The following is a 15,758-nucleotide window of genomic DNA, read 5'->3' as shown; positions in this document are numbered from 1 at the left end:
TTTTGTACAGGTCTCAGCATGACTCAGTCCCACGAAGACACGTCCGTCGAAGGTTTCGAACTGTCACCGCAACAGGCCCGCCTGTGGCGCCTGCACCAAACCCGCTTGGCATCGGCGGCAGCGCAGCGGGCCACGCTGCGTATTCGCAGTGAGCAACCGTTGGACGGTGCACGGCTGACGAACAGTTTATTGGCACTGGTGCAACGCCACGAGATCCTGCGCACCCGCTATCCGCAACTGCCGGGGCTGTTGCTGCCGATGCAAGTGATCGACGATTCAGCCGCCGACTGGCAGGCGCTGGGCATCGAGCTGCAAGTGGACGCTCAATCGGCCACCTTGCACTTGCCGAGCTTGCACTTGGACAGCACCAGCCTGGGTTATCTCGCCGAAGAATGGGCGCTGTGCTACCTGCAAGCAGCACCTGGGGAACCACCGTTGCAGTACGCCGACTACGCGGCCTGGCGCCTGGAGTCGGTGGACGAGCAAGGCCGCCGGTTCTGGGATGCGCAGTTCAACGCCATGATTGCGGACGTGCCGTTACCTTGGCAGCGCCAGAACCCGGCGTCGTCCGCAGCGATCAACCTTGGCAGAGTACAACTGCAACTCGACGACTCAATCCTGCTGCGCCTTGAACATCAAGCGAACAACCTCGGTGTCAGCACGGGAGTTTTCCTGCTCGGCGCCTGGGTCGCCTTGTGGCACCGCTACAGCGAAGCTGAATGCCTGACGCTCGCCTACGAGAGCCAGGTGCGTCCTGACGTGCTCGGCGATGCCCTCGGGTTGTTTTCCGAACCGCTGCCGTTGACGATCGACGTCGCGTCCGGGTTGTCGTTTGCCGCGTTGTGTCGGCAACTGAGCGAACATGCTGGCGCGCTCAACGACGCCCGGGACAGCTATCCCAGCCACTTGAGCGACGCGCCATCGCTGACGAGCGTAGGTTTTCGCGAACTTGCGGTGACGCCGGACAGTGCCCTGAACGATGCCGGGTGGCGGATCGAACAGGCTGACAGTGTCAGTGCCGGCTGCGCGCTGCTGTTGCAATATCAGCCGTCGTCATCCAATGGTTTGTCACTGCATTTCGACGCCGCGCTCTACACGTCGGCCCACGTCGAAATCCTCGCCGAGCAACTGCTGAGCGTGATCGAGCACAGCCTGCATGAGCCGTCTGCCAGCCTGGGCCAATTGGCCACCTGCAGCGCCGCCGAGCAGCAGCGTGTCACCGGCGCGCTGGCGGCTTCGCCAATCCAGAGTCCGGCGCAGGAACAGCTGTATGCCGCTATCTTCGCGCTGCCCAACCTGGCCGCTTGCTTCACCCTCGACGCCACCGACCGCGCCCAGCGCCCGGCAGTCAGCGGGCCCAGCGGCACCTTGAGCTACGCCGAGCTGGACCAACGCGTCAGCGCCCTGACCCAGCAACTGCTCGCCCAGGGCCTGGAGCCGGGTGCGCGGATTGCACATTTCCTGCCGCGCGACATCGATGCGGTGGTGGCACTGGTTGCGATTCTGCGCGCCGGTGCCTGTTACGTACCGATCGACCCAAGCTACCCCACCGAGCGCATCGAACATATCTTGCGTGACAGCCAGGCACGCCTGGTGCTCACCCTTCAGGCTCGAATGCAAGACCTGCCGACAGACTGGCAGCCGAGTGCGCTGGCAATCGATCAAGCAACGGCGGTGGTGCCGCTTCAGGACGAGCCGCAGGTTTCGCGAGATCAACCGGCCTATCTGATCTACACCTCGGGCAGCACCGGTCAGCCCAAGGGCGTGCTTATCAGTCATGCCAACGCCCTGCATTCGCTGGCGGCGCGGCTGTCGGGCTATCCACATCCCGTGCAACGCTTCCTGCTGCTGTCGTCGTTCGCCTTCGACAGTTCCATCGCCGGGCTGTTCTGGAGCCTGGCCCAGGGCGGTTGCCTGCACCTGGCCAGTGAAACCGAACAAAAAGATCCGCTGCAACTGGCCCGGTTGATCCGCAGCCACGATGTGTCACACCTGCTGGCGTTGCCTTCGCTGTATGCGTTGTTGCTGGATGAGTTGGGCGACAGCCCGAGCCCGCTGAATACGGCGATTGTCGCCGGCGAAAGCTGCCCGCCGGCGCTGGTGGACAATCACTATCGCCGCCAGCCCGGCGCGCAGTTGTACAACGAGTACGGCCCGACCGAAGCCTCGGTATGGAGCACCGTCGCCCTCTGCCAACCCGATCACGGTACGGGTCCCGTGCCCATCGGCCGAGCGATTGCCCACACGCGGGTGTATCTACTCGATAGCGACGGCGCGCCTGTTGCACGGGGGCTCAAGGGCGAAATTCACATCGCCGGGCCCGGGTTATCCGAAGGTTACCTGGGGCTGCCACAGATGACGGCCGAGAAGTTTATCCAGGCCAGCCATCCGGCACTCGACGGCCAACGTCTGTACCACACCGGCGATTTCGCCTGGCAGGACCTGGACGGGCAACTGCTGTTCCTCGGGCGTAGCGACTCGCAGATCAAATTGCGTGGCTACCGTATCGAGCTCGGCGAGATCGAAACCGCCCTGTGCAAGGTCACTGGTGCCAGACTCGCGGTGGTGTTGCTGGACACCACCCAGGCCGAACCCAGCTTGCGCGCTTTCGTTGAGTCGGCTAACGCGCTTCAGGCCAGCGTCGTGCGCGAATCCCTTGCGGCACTTTTGCCGGCGCACATGATTCCCGCCGACATCCAGTGGCTGATGCAACTGCCCCGCACCGCCAACGGCAAGGTCGATCATCGTGCCTTGCTGGCCCGACAGCCGAACCACCGTCTTGCGGCTTATGCCGCGCCTGAAGGTCATGTCGAACAGGTGCTCGCGGCGATCTGGCAGGAGCTGCTGGAGGTCGAGATCATCGGTCGCCACGACGACTTTTTCGCCCTCGGTGGACATTCGTTGCTGGTGGTGCGCATGACCGCAAGGCTGCGCGCCCTGCTCGGTATCGAAGTGCCGGTCAACGTGATCTTCCAACACCCGCAGCTGATCCAGCTCGCCGAGCAGATTGCCCTGCCCCGTGACCGCTCAGCCGTCATCGCCTTGCAGCCCGGCGCAGCAGGCCAGACACCGCTGTTCTGCCTGCACCAGCCGGCGGGCGGGGTTCATCATTATTTGCCGATGGTCGACGGGTTGTCCCAGGAGATCCCGGTGTATGGCATAGCGTTGCCCGAGTCGCTACGCGACCAGGACCTCGTTGCATTGGCCAACGCCTATGTACCGCAGATCCGCCAGATTCAGGCGCAGGGTCCGTATCGCCTGGGCGGGTGGTCCATGGGCGGACTGCTCGCGTTGGAGCTGACTCGACAACTGGAAGCCCTGGGGCAAACGGTCGAATGGCTGGGGTTGTTCGACAGCACGTTCCACGCCGAGGACGAAGCGCTGGCCTGGGATGCGTTGTGTTCAACCGTGCAGCAGGAATTGACCAGCGACAGCCGCCAGCGACTGGCCACGCTCGCTCCGGAACACCTGGCGCAATTGCGCACGGCCACCGCAAGTCTGGATCGGGTGGAGCAATTGCGTTTCGCCCTGCTGCATTGGACGAATGCCAACGGCCTGAGCCTCAATGCGCCGCTGGCGTACGTCGAACAAACATTGAACGTGATGGCTGACGCACGCCGTTGGGTCAATGACTATCGCGTGCCCACCGTGCAGGCGACCCTGCAGCTATGGTGGGCCGAGCAGACTCTGGTCGAACGCCCGACCCTGCCTGCGCAGTGGGACGCCATCAGCCTGCGAACCTGTCATCATCGGGTCGTTGCCGATCACGACACGATCCTTGGGCAGCCTGCCTTCCATGAACAACTCAACAAGTCGCTGGCCGTGGCCTCGACGGAAACCGTCGCATGAACCTGATTCTTTATCTTTACCGCCAATCGGCACGCCTGCTGGCCCTGGCTTCCATCAGCGGCGCCCTCGGCGGCCTGGCCAGCGCGGGGTTGGTGATCCTGATCAACCGTGGATTGGCTAACCCGACTCAATTGCCGGACCTGGCCATGGGGTTCTTCGGACTGTGTGCGGGTATGTTGCTGTGCAAACTCTGCTCGGAACTGTCATTGCTGCACCTGACCCAAAGCGCCATCTTCCAGATGCGCATCGATCTGTCGCGCAAACTGCTCGCCACCCCGCTCAAGCGCTTGCAAACCATGGGCAAGCACCGCTTGTTGGTGATTCTGACCGAAGACGTGCACACCTTCACCGCTGCGTTCGAGTGGGTGCCGCTGCTGTTCGTCAACGCCGTGGTGACATTGGCGTGCTTCGCCTATCTGGCCTGGCTGTCGTGGTCATTGCTGTTGATCCTGGCGTTGTTCCTGCTGGTCGGCCTGATCGCGTTTCACCTGGCCGAACGCGGACCGTTGAGCCATCTGGAACGGGTGCGGCAACAGAAGGATGTGCTTTACCAGCACTTTCGCAGCCTGATCGAAGGCAGCAAGGAGCTGCAACTGAGCAATGCTCGTGGCGAAGCGTTTGTGGAGCGCGTCATCCGTCCGGGCGCCGATGAGTTCCGGGTACGATTCCTGCGCGGGATGGCCGGGTATTCGGTGGTGGCCAACCTCGGCACGTTACTGTTTTACCTCAACCTGGGCGTACTGCTCTTTGTCGTGCCGTTCTGGCTGCCGCAATCAATTACCGTGCTGACCAGTTTCACGGTGACGTTGCTCTATCTGGTGCGACCGATCTCCGACCTGATGATCGCGCTGCCCTCTTTGCGCCAAGCCAGTATCGCCCTGACCCGCATTCGCCAACTCGACGCCGAACTGAGCACCGAAGCACAAATGGCGGCGCCGGTCGGTAACGCGTTTGCCAGCAACGGGCCGATGCGCCTGCTGCTTAACGGGGTATGTCATCGATACCCGGGCGAACATGAGGACCATCCTTTCCTGCTCGGGCCAGTAGACCTGACGCTGGAACCGGGCGAGCTGGTGTTCGTCGTCGGCGGCAACGGCAGCGGCAAGACCACGCTGTCCATGCTGCTGCTCGGGTTGTATGCGCCGGAAGCCGGTTGCGTCGTACTCAACGGCGTGGAGGTGGACGACGACAACCGTGAACAATATCGCCAGCACTTCGCCGCCGTATTCGCCGACTTCCATTTGTTTGAACACCTGTTGGGAGATGACGGCCCGGGTGCCGAACAACGCACAGCCGATGCCACACGCTACGTCAAGGCGCTCGGCCTGGGACACAAGGTCAGCATCGTCGATGATCGCTTCTCCACCGTGGAACTCTCCACCGGCCAGCGCAAACGGCTGGCGCTGGTGTCAGCGTATCTGGACGACAAACCGTTTTACCTGTTCGATGAATGGGCGGCCGACCAGGACCCGACCTTCAAGCGGGTGTTCTACATGGAGCTGTTGCCGGAGCTCAAGGCCCGAGGTAAGACCGTGATTGTAATCACGCACGATGACGCCTACTTCTCCCAGGCCGACCGGGTCTTGAAAGTCGAGAACGGCCGTCTCACCCAAGTCGAAGCCCAGGCCGCTTACGCCTAATGGCATCGCGACGCCGCTGCCATTAGCCGTCCTGATAGATGGAGTGCAGGTAACTCACCTGCACTTCCACAGGCAGGCGATGCAACTTGGGACAGGACTCGCAAAGCACCGGCATCTGGCCTTCTACCGCTTCGTGCAATTGGTAATGCAGGCAACAATGCCGGCGCAATGGCAGGCGGGGGCAAATCAGCGGCGCCGGTGATTCGACCATGCGTTGCAAGCCTCGCAGCCTCAGGCGCCCGTCGTTGACCGTGACCTGCTCCAGCCATTGGTGTGCCTCGGCGAACCCCGGTCTCGACAGCTCGGGGTCCATCCTGGCGAAGGCGCCGTCCCAGATGGCGACCATATTGGCCCAGAGTACTTTTGGTGCCAGGCCACCGGCGGCGGCCAAGGCAACGAACAGCGGCGCCAGGTGCTCATGGATCAGCCGATTCCAGTAGTCGGCACGCCCTTGAGGTGACAGCGACATCAACCGGGCATTCAAGCCCAACGCCATGGGTTCTCCGTCAGCGTGGAACAGCACCGCCTCCTCGCCCCAGAAATCGATCGAGCCATCACGCGTGAGCACACACGCCAAGGCGGCCGGCAGGGCGATGCTCAAGTAGTTCATTGACCATTGCGAGACCACCGCCGCGCGATTCACGCCTGGGTATTGCAGGGCAAACCGGGACAGCAACGGCCTCAGCACGGCAGGGTCGGCAACATGACTTAACCCCACAAACGATTGATCGCCGGGTTCTTGTCGAATGACCCGTGTTATTGGCGGCCAAGCCTGGCCAAGCCATTCTGGAAATTCGATAACGTGGCCCCCATGGCTTTCCCTAACTAATGCAAACGATTAGCATTGGCTGATCCTATCCTCCCTCCCCTGCAAACTCAACGTCGTCAGCGACCGGGCTCATCAAGACCACATGCAAACACTCCGCAATTTCTGGCGTCTGGCGCGGCCGTTCTGGGCATCCGAGGAAAAGTACCCGGCCCTGTTGCTGTTGTGCGCCACAGTGCTGATGACCCTGTGCATGGTCGGCATCAACATCCTCACCAATTTCTGGAACCTGCATTTCTACAACGCCTTGCAGGCCTTGGATTACCACGGTTTCCTGATAGGCAGCTTGCAGTTCATTCTGCTGCAGATCGGCACCGCCGCGTTTACCGTAGGCGCGTTTCACTTCCAACAGAAGCTGACGCTGCGCTGGCGGCGTTGGGCGACGCGCAACACCGTTGATCAGTGGCTGGGCAGCCAGCGTTACCACAAACTGAAACTGACCGAGACGGACGTCGATAACCCGGACCAGCGGATCGCCGAAGACATCGACCTGTTCATCATAAAGTCCCTCAAGTTGAGCCTGGGGCTACTGACGTCGGTGGTGTCGCTGTTTTCGTTCCTGCACATTCTCTGGCAGGCCTCCAGCCTGGTCACCGTGCCTTTCAATGGCGAATCGTTCGTCATCCCCGGGTTGCTGGTGTGGGTGGCGCTGGTGTATGCAATCGTAGGGACCGGCGTCGCATTCTGGTTGGGACGCGCACTGCCTGGCCTCAATTTCATGCAGCAGCGACGCGAAGCGGATTTTCGCTTCTCACTCATCCGCCTGCGGGAAAACGCCGACTCAGTCGCCCAATACCGAGGAGAGGCAGCAGAAAAACAACGCTTCGACCATCGCCTGGAGGCAGCACTGCAGAACTTCTGGGCCCTGGTGAAAAAGCAAAAGCTGATCATGGGCTACTCGACGCTCTATTTGCGCAGCGCCACGGTCATTCCCATGTTCATCATGGCACCACAGTTTTTTGCGGGCGCGTTCCCCCTCGGTCGGCTGACGCAGATCAGCGCCGCCTTCGGCGAAGTGCACGCCGCCATCGCTTATCTGGTGGAAGTATTCCCGGAACTGTCGGAATGGAAATCAGTGATCGACCGCTTGATCGGATTCCAGGATCGCCTGGACACGGTCGACATCGATTCCAAGGTCAGGCTGGAACAGCAAGCTTCAGGGCTCGACGTGCAGAACCTGGATGTCTGGCTGCCGAACGGCCGGCAATTGTTCAAGGGTTTCAACCTGTCACTTAAAGCCGGTGACAGCCTGTTGATCAGCGCACCATCGGGCTACGGCAAATCGACTCTTATCCGCGCGATCACCGGGCTCTGGCACCATGCTTGCGGTTCGAGCCGCTACGACCGGGAGCGCGCCCTGACACTGTCGCAGAAGCCTTACCTGCCATTGGGCAGTCTGCGCGAGGCGCTGTGGTATCCCCATGCACCTCTCGGTCACGAGGACGCTGCCTTGCAGCGGGCCATGGAACAGGTCGGACTGCAACATCTGGGCGAACAACTCGACATGGAGCGTGATTGGTCGCAGACCCTGAGCGTCGGCGAACAGCAGCGTTGCGCGTTCGTCCGGGCGTTGCTGACCCGCCCGACAGTGCTGTTTCTCGACGAAAGCAGTTCGGCGCTGGACTCGGCCAATGAGGCGCGTTGCTACCAGTTGCTCAGGCAGTCCTTACCGGAGACGATCCTGGTCAGCGTCGGCCATAACGCTTCGCTGGAAGGTTTCCATCACAAGATCCTGGAGTTGCAAAGCGATCAGGAATGGGTACAACGAAACGTCAAGCGCGCGGTATGACCGGCGGAGCAACCGAGCGCTGGCGCTCGGTTGCTCCAGTTAACCAATGATCTGCGCATACACCGACCTGTCGACATTGCCACCCGACAGGATTACCCCGACCTTTTTCCCCTTCATCAACCCTCGCTCCTGGATAAGCGCCGCCAAAGCCGCCGCGCCGGCCCCCTCTGCCAGGTTGTGGGTATCGGTGTAATAGACTCGCATCGCCTCGGCAATCTCCTGATCGCTGACCGCTACGATCCGTGCCGCCCCGGCGCGATAGATGGCGAAAGCCTCAGGTATCGGTTTGCGCACCGCGAGGCCGTCGGCGAAGGTGTTGGCCGAGGCGGTTTCGCAGATCATGCCCGCCTCGAACGATTGTTTCGCCGCCGTAGCCTCGGTGGACACCACGCCCACCACCTGCGTGTTAAGGCCCAAGGCGTCACGTGCAGCGATGACCGCGCAGATGCCCGAGCCGCAGCCAATGGGCACGTAGACGGTGTCCAGGTCTGCCACAGCCTTGAACAACTCAAGGGCGTAGGTGGCGACGCCCTTGACCAACTCGGTGTGAAATGGCGGTACGAGATACAGGCCCTGTGCCTGCGCCAGACGTGCTGCTTCTTCACGGGCCTCATCGAAATCGCGACCATATTCGATCACCTCGCCACCGAAGCCGCGCATGGCATTGTTTTTCTCCTCCGAGTTGCCTTGCGGCACCACGATCAATGCCTTCAGCCCCGCCGCGCTGGCTGCCAGCGCCAGGCTCTGGCCATGGTTGCCCCGGGTGGCGGTGACGATACCGTTCACCTCCGGGCGCTCACGCTTGAGCCAATGCATGAAGGTGATACCGCCGCGCACCTTGAAAGCGCCCGTGGGGGTATGGTTTTCATGCTTGACCCAGACCGTGCAACCCAGCCGTTGCGCCAGCAAGGGCCAGGCGTACTGGGCCGTGGCGGGCATGACTTGGTAGACCTGGCGGGCGGCTTGTTCAATGTCGTCATGAGTCAGTGCGTACATGGTGGACCTCCTGGGGTTTCGCCGAGTCTAGCCAGGGACACCGAATCCGGGCTTTCAAAAAACTGACCTGACTTTTGCGGCGCTGCTTCACTACTATGAACACCATGAGCCATCGAAACCGCACGCCGTTGCCGCGCCCGACTGAATCGATCCGTCGTATCGAAGTCGGCCCTTGGGCAATCGAATTGCTTCCCGGCTGCGCTTATGCCGCCCGCTACGTCGCGACCCAGGCGGCGATCGGCTTTGCCTTCGACAGCCAGCGAGGCGTGCACGCCATCGGCAGCGACCGGATACAGCCTTTCTTTGCCATGCCCAATGGCCTGGCGTTCGTCCCGGCCCAGTGTGACGTCTATTCGGAGTCTTCCCAGGGCGGCGAGTATCTGCGAGTGCTGCGTACCGACGGGCAGGCGTTGGCGGGAGACCGCGCCTTCAACAATCACCTTGATCCCCGTGCCATCGCCCTCGCCCAACACATGCGGCGCGCGCTGCTGCACGGCTCGATCGACGACGATTGGGAGGCGTGGGCCCTGGCGCTGGCTGAATGCACGGCGCCGGGCAAGCGCTCGCCAGCGACGCTCCAAGGGTCTATGACCGACGCCCGGATGCGCCTGCTGGATGAGTTCATCGATGCGGGCCTCGACCAACCGCTGGGCGTGCCGGCGATGGCGCAACTGCTGGGACTGTCCGAAGGCTACTTCATGCGGGCCTTCAAACACGCCACGGGTCAAAGCCCCCATGGTTACCTGATCGATCGACGCCTGGCCAAGGCCCGGGCGTTGATACGCGACACATCAACTACACTGACGCAAATCGCCCTCGCCTGCGGCTTCAGCTCACAGGCGCACATGACGACGACGTTCAAGCAGCGCCTTGGGGTGAGTCCGGCGCAGCTGCGCCAGATGACGAAGTGCATTTGACGTCCTTGACTTAATGGTCCAGTTTTTAAAAGACAGGGCGTTATGGCTGATACCCCGTTCGGAACTCCCCGTTCGACAATCAGAGGGCCGATGCTGCCTATGAACGATGTACGAAACACCTCCCCCGCCATTGAACCGCTTTGGACTTTCCAGTGCCGCTGATTCCCCTGGTCGTGTGTGACGACTCCACCATGGCGCGCAAGCAAGTACTGCGTGCGCTGCCGTCAGATTGGCCGGTATCGATCACCGAGGCCGCCAACGGTCGCCAAGCGATGGAAGCCATCCGCCAAGGCCTGGGGCAGGTCGTGTTGCTCGACCTGACCATGCCGGAGATGGACGGTTACCAAGTCTTGAGCGCTTTGCGGGCCGAAGGGCTCAACGCACAGGTCATCGTGATTTCCGGTGACGTGCAGGATGAGGCGGTGCGCCGCGTGCTTGAACTGGGTGCGCTGGCGTTCCTGAAAAAACCGTTCGATGAAAACGAGCTGCGCCAGACGCTTACCCGAGTGGGGCTACTGACGCAACCCGGCAAGGCAACACCGCAGAGTCGATCGGCACCGGACGCGGCCATCAGCTTTCAGGATGCGTTCCGCGAGACCGTCAACGTCGCCATCGGTCAGGCCGCGGCACTGATCGCCCAGGTGTTGGGCGTCTTCGTGCAACTGCCGGTGCCGAACGTGAACATCCTCGAAGTCGGCGAGTTGCACATGGCGTTGAATGACGTCGGCAGCTCCCAGCAGCTCACTGCCATCTGCCAGGGGTTTATCGGCGACGGCATCGCCGGCGAAGCCCTGCTGATCTTCCACGACTCCGAGATCGCCGACATTGGGCACTTGATGCATCGCGAGAGCGCTGATTATTCGGACCTGGAAATGCTGGTGGACCTGTCCAGCATCCTGATCGGCGCTTGCCTGAGCAGCATCGCCGAGCAGATAGACGTGGTGTTCTCCCAAGGCCATCCGCAGATCCTTGGTCAACACGCGGCTATCGAGGAACTGATCCGCGCCAACCGCACCCATTGGAAAAAGACCTTGGCGGTGGAAATCAGCTACAGCCTGGAAGGGCAGAATATTCGCTTCGACCTGTTGCTGCTGTTCACGGAAGACTCCATCGAACGGTTGACCCACAAACTCGCCTACCTGATGAACTGAGCCCATGACCGATTCCATTGATCTGAACGAATTCCATTGGTTGCTGGCCATCGTTCAGAGTATCGACGTCGGCGTGGTGGTGCTCGACCGCGAGTACAAAGTGCAGGTCTGGAACACCTTTATGGAGAACCGCTCCGGGGTCCAGCCCAAGGACGCTCAGAACCAGAACTTCTTCAATCTGTTCCCCGAGATCGATCGCCAATGGTTCACCCGCAAGGTAGAGAGCGTCGCGACCCTCGGCACGCCCGCGTTCACGGTCTGGGAGCAGCGCCCTTACCTGATGCGGTTCAAGAGCTACCAGCCGATCACCGGCCAGGAAGAGTTCATGTACCAGAACACCACGTTGTTGCCACTGCGCTCGCCCGACAACCGCATCAACCATATCTGCCTGGTGATCTATGACGTCACCGACGTCGCCACCAACCGGCACCAGATCCAGGCCGCCAACGCACAACTGCAACTGCTCTCCAGCACCGATCGCCTGACGGGGCTGTACAACCGTGGTCATTGGGAAGGCAGCCTGAAATCCGCCTATGCCCGGCATCAGCGCTACGGCAATGCGTTGAGCCTGGTGATGCTCGATATCGACCACTTCAAGCGAGTCAACGACACCTACGGCCACCAGGCGGGCGACAAGGTCATCGAGCACGTCGCAAGGCTGCTGCATGAGCATGTGCGTGAGTCCGACGTGGCCGGGCGTTATGGCGGCGAAGAGTTCGGCGTCGTGCTTTCAGACACCGACAAGGACGGCGCCCGGGTTTTCGCCGAGCGCCTGCGCAAAGCCGTCGAGGAGCTGGTGGTGCAATACAACGGCCAGGACATCCGTTTCACCATCAGCCTGGGGGTCGCCGACCTGAGCGAGCCCTCGAATGACCACGCCGAGCTGATCGCCCGGGCCGACCAGGCGTTGTATACGTCGAAGAAGACCGGACGCAATCGGGTGACGGTCTTCGGCTAGACAACACCCGCCCCCTGACACTGGTCAGTCCAATCCATTTTTTTATAGATTGGTCTTGCCAATATTTTTCCCCGCGTGTAGTTTCGAGCCAATATCAGCGGCGCAGGTCGCTGTGCGCGAACAACAAGAAAGAGAGCCCCGGTCCCGGCAGCCGTGCGCTCACAACCCTCCTCCCGCCTGCAAGCCCCCCGGCCTGCACGCTCGCTAAAGGAGCATCGATATGCTGACTGTCATCTGTAACGAACCCGGCTCGCTCACCGCCATCGAACGTGAAATACCCTCCAGGAAACCCGGCGAAATCCTCATCCGGGTCAAGCGCGTCGGTGTCTGTGGCACCGACCTGCACATTTTCACCGGCAATCAACCGTACCTCGAGTACCCGCGCGTCATGGGCCATGAGTTTTCCGGGATCGTGGAAGACATAGACCACCCCAGCGACCTGGCGGTGGGCGACGTCGTCTACGTGATGCCTTATCTGTCCTGCGGAAACTGCATTGCCTGCCGCCAGGGCAAGACCAACTGCTGCACCCGGATCCAGGTGCTGGGAGTCCACTGCGACGGCGCGTTCACCCAATACCTGAGCGTCCCCGAGGAATTCGTTCACAAGGCCGTGGGAATTTCCCTCGACCAGGCGGCGATGATCGAATTCCTGTCGATCGGCGCTCACGCCGTGCGGCGTTCGAACGTCCAGCCGGACACGCACGCCTTGGTGGTCGGCACCGGCCCGATCGGCATGGCGGCGGCGATCTTCGCCAGCCTGCGCGGGGCGAAAGTGACGGTCCTGGATACGCGGGAGGATCGCCTGTCGTTCTGCAAGCAGCACTTGAACATCCATGCGGCCGTCCACATCGGCGAGGGCGACAAGCAGGCCTTGGCGGAGCTGACCGGGGGTGATTTTTTCAACGTAGTGTTCGACGCCACCGGCAATGCCCGGGCCATGGAGCGCGGGTTCGAGTTCATCGCTCATGGCGGCACCTACGTGATGATTTCGGTGGTGCGGGACTCCATCACCTTCTCCGACCCCGAGTTCCACAAGCGCGAGGCCACGCTGATGGGCAGCCGCAACGCCACCCACGAAGACTTCCAGCATGTCGAGCGATGCTTGCGCGATGGATTGATTCCAGATGCAGCCCTGAACACCCACCGACTGAGCCTGGGCGACGTGGCCCATTCCTTCTCCACATTGCTCGACCCCAGCCAGGGCGTCGTCAAGGCAATCATCGAGTGCTAGGAATCGGAGGACGTGCTATGAACCCACCCTCTTCTTTGCTTGTGCTGACACCGGGAGATGATGTCGCGGTGGCCCGGGGCGATATCGCCGAAGGCCAACGCCTCGGCGCCGACGGCCTCACCCTGGTCGCCCGGCAACCGGTTCCGTCCGGCCACAAGATTGCCCTGCGCAGGGTATTGGCCGGCCAGCAAGTGCTCAAGTACGGGCAAACCATCGGCCAGGCGACCCGGGACATCGAGCCCGGTGATCACGTCCACGTGCACAACCTGCAGATGCCCGCCACCAACGCCGGGCATCCCGTACAAAACACCTACGTGCCCACCCCGCTCGGCGAAATCCCCGCGACCTTCGAAGGTTACGTACGGGACGATGGCCGCGTCGGTACGCGCAATTACATCGGCGTGATTTCCAGCGTCAACTGCTCGGCGACCGTCTGCAAGCACATCGCCAACGCGTTCTCTTCCGAGCGCCTGAAAGACTTCCCCAACGTCGATGGCGTCGTTGCGATCACCCATGGCAGCGGCTGTGGAATGGGGGCCAAAGGCGAAGGCATCGACATTCTCAAGCGAACCTTGCGCGGTTATGCCGATCACGCCAATTTCGCCGGCGTGCTGTTGATCGGACTGGGGTGCGAAGTCAACCAGCTCACGCCGTTGATGAACGAACTGGGGGATCGTTGCCCGGTGCTAAAGGCCAGCCTGATCATCCAGGACGAAGGCGGGACTCGCGAAGCGGTGCGACAGGGCATCGCCCATATCGACGCGATGCTGCCCATCATCAGCCAGTACCGAAGGACGACCGTTTCCGCCCGCCACCTGTGCGTGGGTTTGCAATGCGGCGGCTCGGATGGTTATTCAGGCATCACGGCGAATCCGGCACTCGGCGCGGCCGTGGACTTGCTGGTGCAACAGGGCGGCACGGCGATCCTCTCGGAAACGCCGGAGATCTACGGGGCCGAGCACTTGCTGACGGCCCGCGCCGCATCCGCCGACATCGCGACAAAGCTGATGGAGCGGATCCGCTGGTGGGAAACCTACGTGCACCACAACGACGGCGACATGAACAACAATCCTTCGCCGGGCAACAAGGCCGGAGGCATCACCACCATTCTGGAAAAATCCCTGGGTGCCGTGGCGAAAGCCGGTTCGACCGGGCTGATGGGCGTCTATCACTACGCCGAGAAAATCGATGCCCAAGGCCTGGTGTTCATGGACACGCCCGGCTACGACCCGGTGTCTGCAACCGGCCAGGTGGCGGGCGGCGCGAATCTCATCTGTTTCACCACCGGTCGCGGCTCGACCTACGGCTGCAAGCCCACGCCTTCTTTGAAAATCGCGACCAACACCCGCCTGTTCCAACACATGGAGCTTGATATGGACTTCAACGCCGGCGGCATCGCCGATGGCCTCGAGTCCGTGGCGCAGGCAGGTGAACGGTTGTTTCGAATGATGCTGGAAACCGCTTCCGGTCGCCGTACCTGCAGCGAGGAAAACGGCCTGGGCGACAACGAATTCCTGCCCTGGCAGATCGGCGCGGTGATGTGAATGACGAGGCAGATGAACTTACCCCAAGCAAGCCTATGGTAGCCTTTGCGGACTATCCGATGGACACCAGCCCATGGCCTCACCGATCAACACCGCCGAACGAAAGCCGTATCAGAAAATCGCCGATCAACTGCGCAATTACATCGCCCAAGGGGATTTCAAAACGGGTTCCAGGCTTCCACCCGAACGTGATCTGACCCAGCTGTTGGGGGTTTCCAGGCCCTCGCTGCGCGAGGCGCTGATCGCCCTGGAGATAGACGGTGAAATTGAAATCAAGATGGGCTCCGGCGTGTACGTGCGAGCCAGGCCCGAGAGCGGAAAAAACCGCAGCATGACCTTGGGCGAGAGCCCCTCGGAACTGATGCAGGCGCGCGCCCTGATCGAAGGCGAATCGGTCGTCCTGGCGTGCCTGCATGGCAAGAAAAGCGACTATCGCTACCTACAGGCGTGCATCGACGCCATGCGCGCCAGCATCGCCAACGGCCAGCCGCCGCTGGAGGATGACCGTAGATTCCATCATCACTTGGCCAAAATGAGCGGCAACTCCGCGTTGGTTCGAATCATCACGGCTCTGTTCGATGAACGACACACGCCGATTTCGGCTCACCTGAGCAAACACTCGGAAAACACCCAGACATGGGAAGCCGCGGTCGCCGAGCACGAGGCGATCCTGCACGCCCTCGCCAGCAAGGACGTGTTCGGCGCCCAGACCTCGATGCGCCAGCATCTCAACTGCTCGGAGAACCGCTGGCTGCAAGCGCTGGGGCCGGAAGACACTTGATCGTTCCCACGCTCTGCGTGGGAATGCATCCCGTGACGCTCTGCGTCACGCCCCAGAAGCGGAACGCGGAGCGTCC

The 15,758-nt window shown here is 61.7% G+C and carries 11 protein-coding genes; 9 read left to right on the top strand and 2 right to left on the bottom strand.

Annotated features, from left to right (window positions below):
• Positions 1 to 18: 18 nt before the first annotated feature.
• Positions 19 to 3,849 (top strand): non-ribosomal peptide synthetase, encoded by a 3,831-nt coding sequence (locus tag HU762_RS01040; protein ID WP_186631680.1) that lies wholly within the window; start codon positions 19 to 21, stop codon positions 3,847 to 3,849.
• Positions 3,846 to 5,489: a cyclic peptide export ABC transporter gene (locus tag HU762_RS01035; protein WP_186631678.1), complete on the top strand. Its 1,644-nt coding sequence runs from the start codon at positions 3,846 to 3,848 to the stop codon at positions 5,487 to 5,489. Before HU762_RS01040 ends, HU762_RS01035 begins: the two co-directional genes overlap by 4 nt.
• Before the next feature lie 22 nt (positions 5,490 to 5,511).
• Here HU762_RS01035 and fhuF read toward each other — a convergent pair whose 3' ends face one another.
• Positions 5,512 to 6,174, bottom strand: a complete 663-nt coding sequence (gene fhuF / locus HU762_RS01030) for a siderophore-iron reductase FhuF (protein WP_186632933.1) — start codon at positions 6,172 to 6,174, stop codon at positions 5,512 to 5,514.
• 226 nt (positions 6,175 to 6,400) lie between these two features.
• Here fhuF and HU762_RS01025 point away from each other — a divergent pair, with 226 nt between their 5' ends.
• Positions 6,401 to 8,104: an ABC transporter ATP-binding protein/permease gene (locus HU762_RS01025; protein ID WP_186631675.1), complete on the top strand. Its 1,704-nt coding sequence runs from the start codon at positions 6,401 to 6,403 to the stop codon at positions 8,102 to 8,104.
• A gap of 39 nt (positions 8,105 to 8,143) precedes the next feature.
• Here the strand turns inward: HU762_RS01025 and HU762_RS01020 are convergent, their stop codons facing one another.
• Positions 8,144 to 9,100 (bottom strand): threonine dehydratase, encoded by a 957-nt coding sequence (locus tag HU762_RS01020; protein ID WP_186631673.1) that lies wholly within the window; start codon positions 9,098 to 9,100, stop codon positions 8,144 to 8,146.
• 104 nt (positions 9,101 to 9,204) lie between these two features.
• Between HU762_RS01020 and HU762_RS01015 the strand changes: the two genes are divergently transcribed.
• From HU762_RS01015 to HU762_RS00990, 6 genes are all read left to right on the top strand, one after another.
• Positions 9,205 to 10,017, top strand: a complete 813-nt coding sequence (locus HU762_RS01015; protein WP_238340325.1) for an AraC family transcriptional regulator — start codon at positions 9,205 to 9,207, stop codon at positions 10,015 to 10,017.
• A 152-nt stretch (positions 10,018 to 10,169) separates the two neighbouring features.
• Complete coding sequence (locus HU762_RS01010; protein WP_186631667.1) at positions 10,170 to 11,168, top strand: response regulator; 999 nt, start codon at positions 10,170 to 10,172, stop codon at positions 11,166 to 11,168.
• Between the two features lie 4 nt (positions 11,169 to 11,172).
• Positions 11,173 to 12,126, top strand: coding sequence for a diguanylate cyclase (locus HU762_RS01005; protein ID WP_186631664.1), 954 nt, complete (start codon positions 11,173 to 11,175; stop codon positions 12,124 to 12,126).
• Between the two features lie 220 nt (positions 12,127 to 12,346).
• Positions 12,347 to 13,357, top strand: coding sequence for a zinc-binding alcohol dehydrogenase family protein (locus HU762_RS01000; protein ID WP_186631661.1), 1,011 nt, complete (start codon positions 12,347 to 12,349; stop codon positions 13,355 to 13,357).
• 17 nt (positions 13,358 to 13,374) lie between these two features.
• Complete coding sequence (locus HU762_RS00995; RefSeq protein ID WP_186631658.1) at positions 13,375 to 14,901, top strand: altronate dehydratase family protein; 1,527 nt, start codon at positions 13,375 to 13,377, stop codon at positions 14,899 to 14,901.
• Positions 14,902 to 14,974: 73 nt separating this feature from the next.
• Positions 14,975 to 15,682 (top strand): FadR/GntR family transcriptional regulator, encoded by a 708-nt coding sequence (locus HU762_RS00990; RefSeq protein WP_186631655.1) that lies wholly within the window; start codon positions 14,975 to 14,977, stop codon positions 15,680 to 15,682.
• The last annotated feature ends 76 nt before the right edge of the window (positions 15,683 to 15,758 follow it).

The sequence above is a fragment of the Pseudomonas sp. SWRI92 genome (assembly GCF_014268685.1).
Taxonomy (GTDB): domain Bacteria; phylum Pseudomonadota; class Gammaproteobacteria; order Pseudomonadales; family Pseudomonadaceae; genus Aquipseudomonas; species Aquipseudomonas marvdashtae.
The sequence above is the reverse complement of the archived record's forward strand: the minus strand, read 5'-3'. Positions and strand labels throughout refer to the sequence as shown.

Coding starts and splice junctions, on each gene's coding strand:
- HU762_RS01040 (WP_186631680.1), top strand. CDS start 19: ATGACTCAGTCCCACGAAGACACGTCCGTCGAAGGTTTCGAACTGTCA.
- HU762_RS00990 (WP_186631655.1), top strand. CDS start 14,975: ATGGCCTCACCGATCAACACCGCCGAACGAAAGCCGTATCAGAAAATC.
- HU762_RS01005 (WP_186631664.1), top strand. CDS start 11,173: ATGACCGATTCCATTGATCTGAACGAATTCCATTGGTTGCTGGCCATC.
- HU762_RS01020 (WP_186631673.1), bottom strand. CDS start 9,100: ATGTACGCACTGACTCATGACGACATTGAACAAGCCGCCCGCCAGGTC.
- HU762_RS01035 (WP_186631678.1), top strand. CDS start 3,846: ATGAACCTGATTCTTTATCTTTACCGCCAATCGGCACGCCTGCTGGCC.
- HU762_RS00995 (WP_186631658.1), top strand. CDS start 13,375: ATGAACCCACCCTCTTCTTTGCTTGTGCTGACACCGGGAGATGATGTC.
- HU762_RS01025 (WP_186631675.1), top strand. CDS start 6,401: ATGCAAACACTCCGCAATTTCTGGCGTCTGGCGCGGCCGTTCTGGGCA.
- HU762_RS01000 (WP_186631661.1), top strand. CDS start 12,347: ATGCTGACTGTCATCTGTAACGAACCCGGCTCGCTCACCGCCATCGAA.
- HU762_RS01015 (WP_238340325.1), top strand. CDS start 9,205: ATGAGCCATCGAAACCGCACGCCGTTGCCGCGCCCGACTGAATCGATC.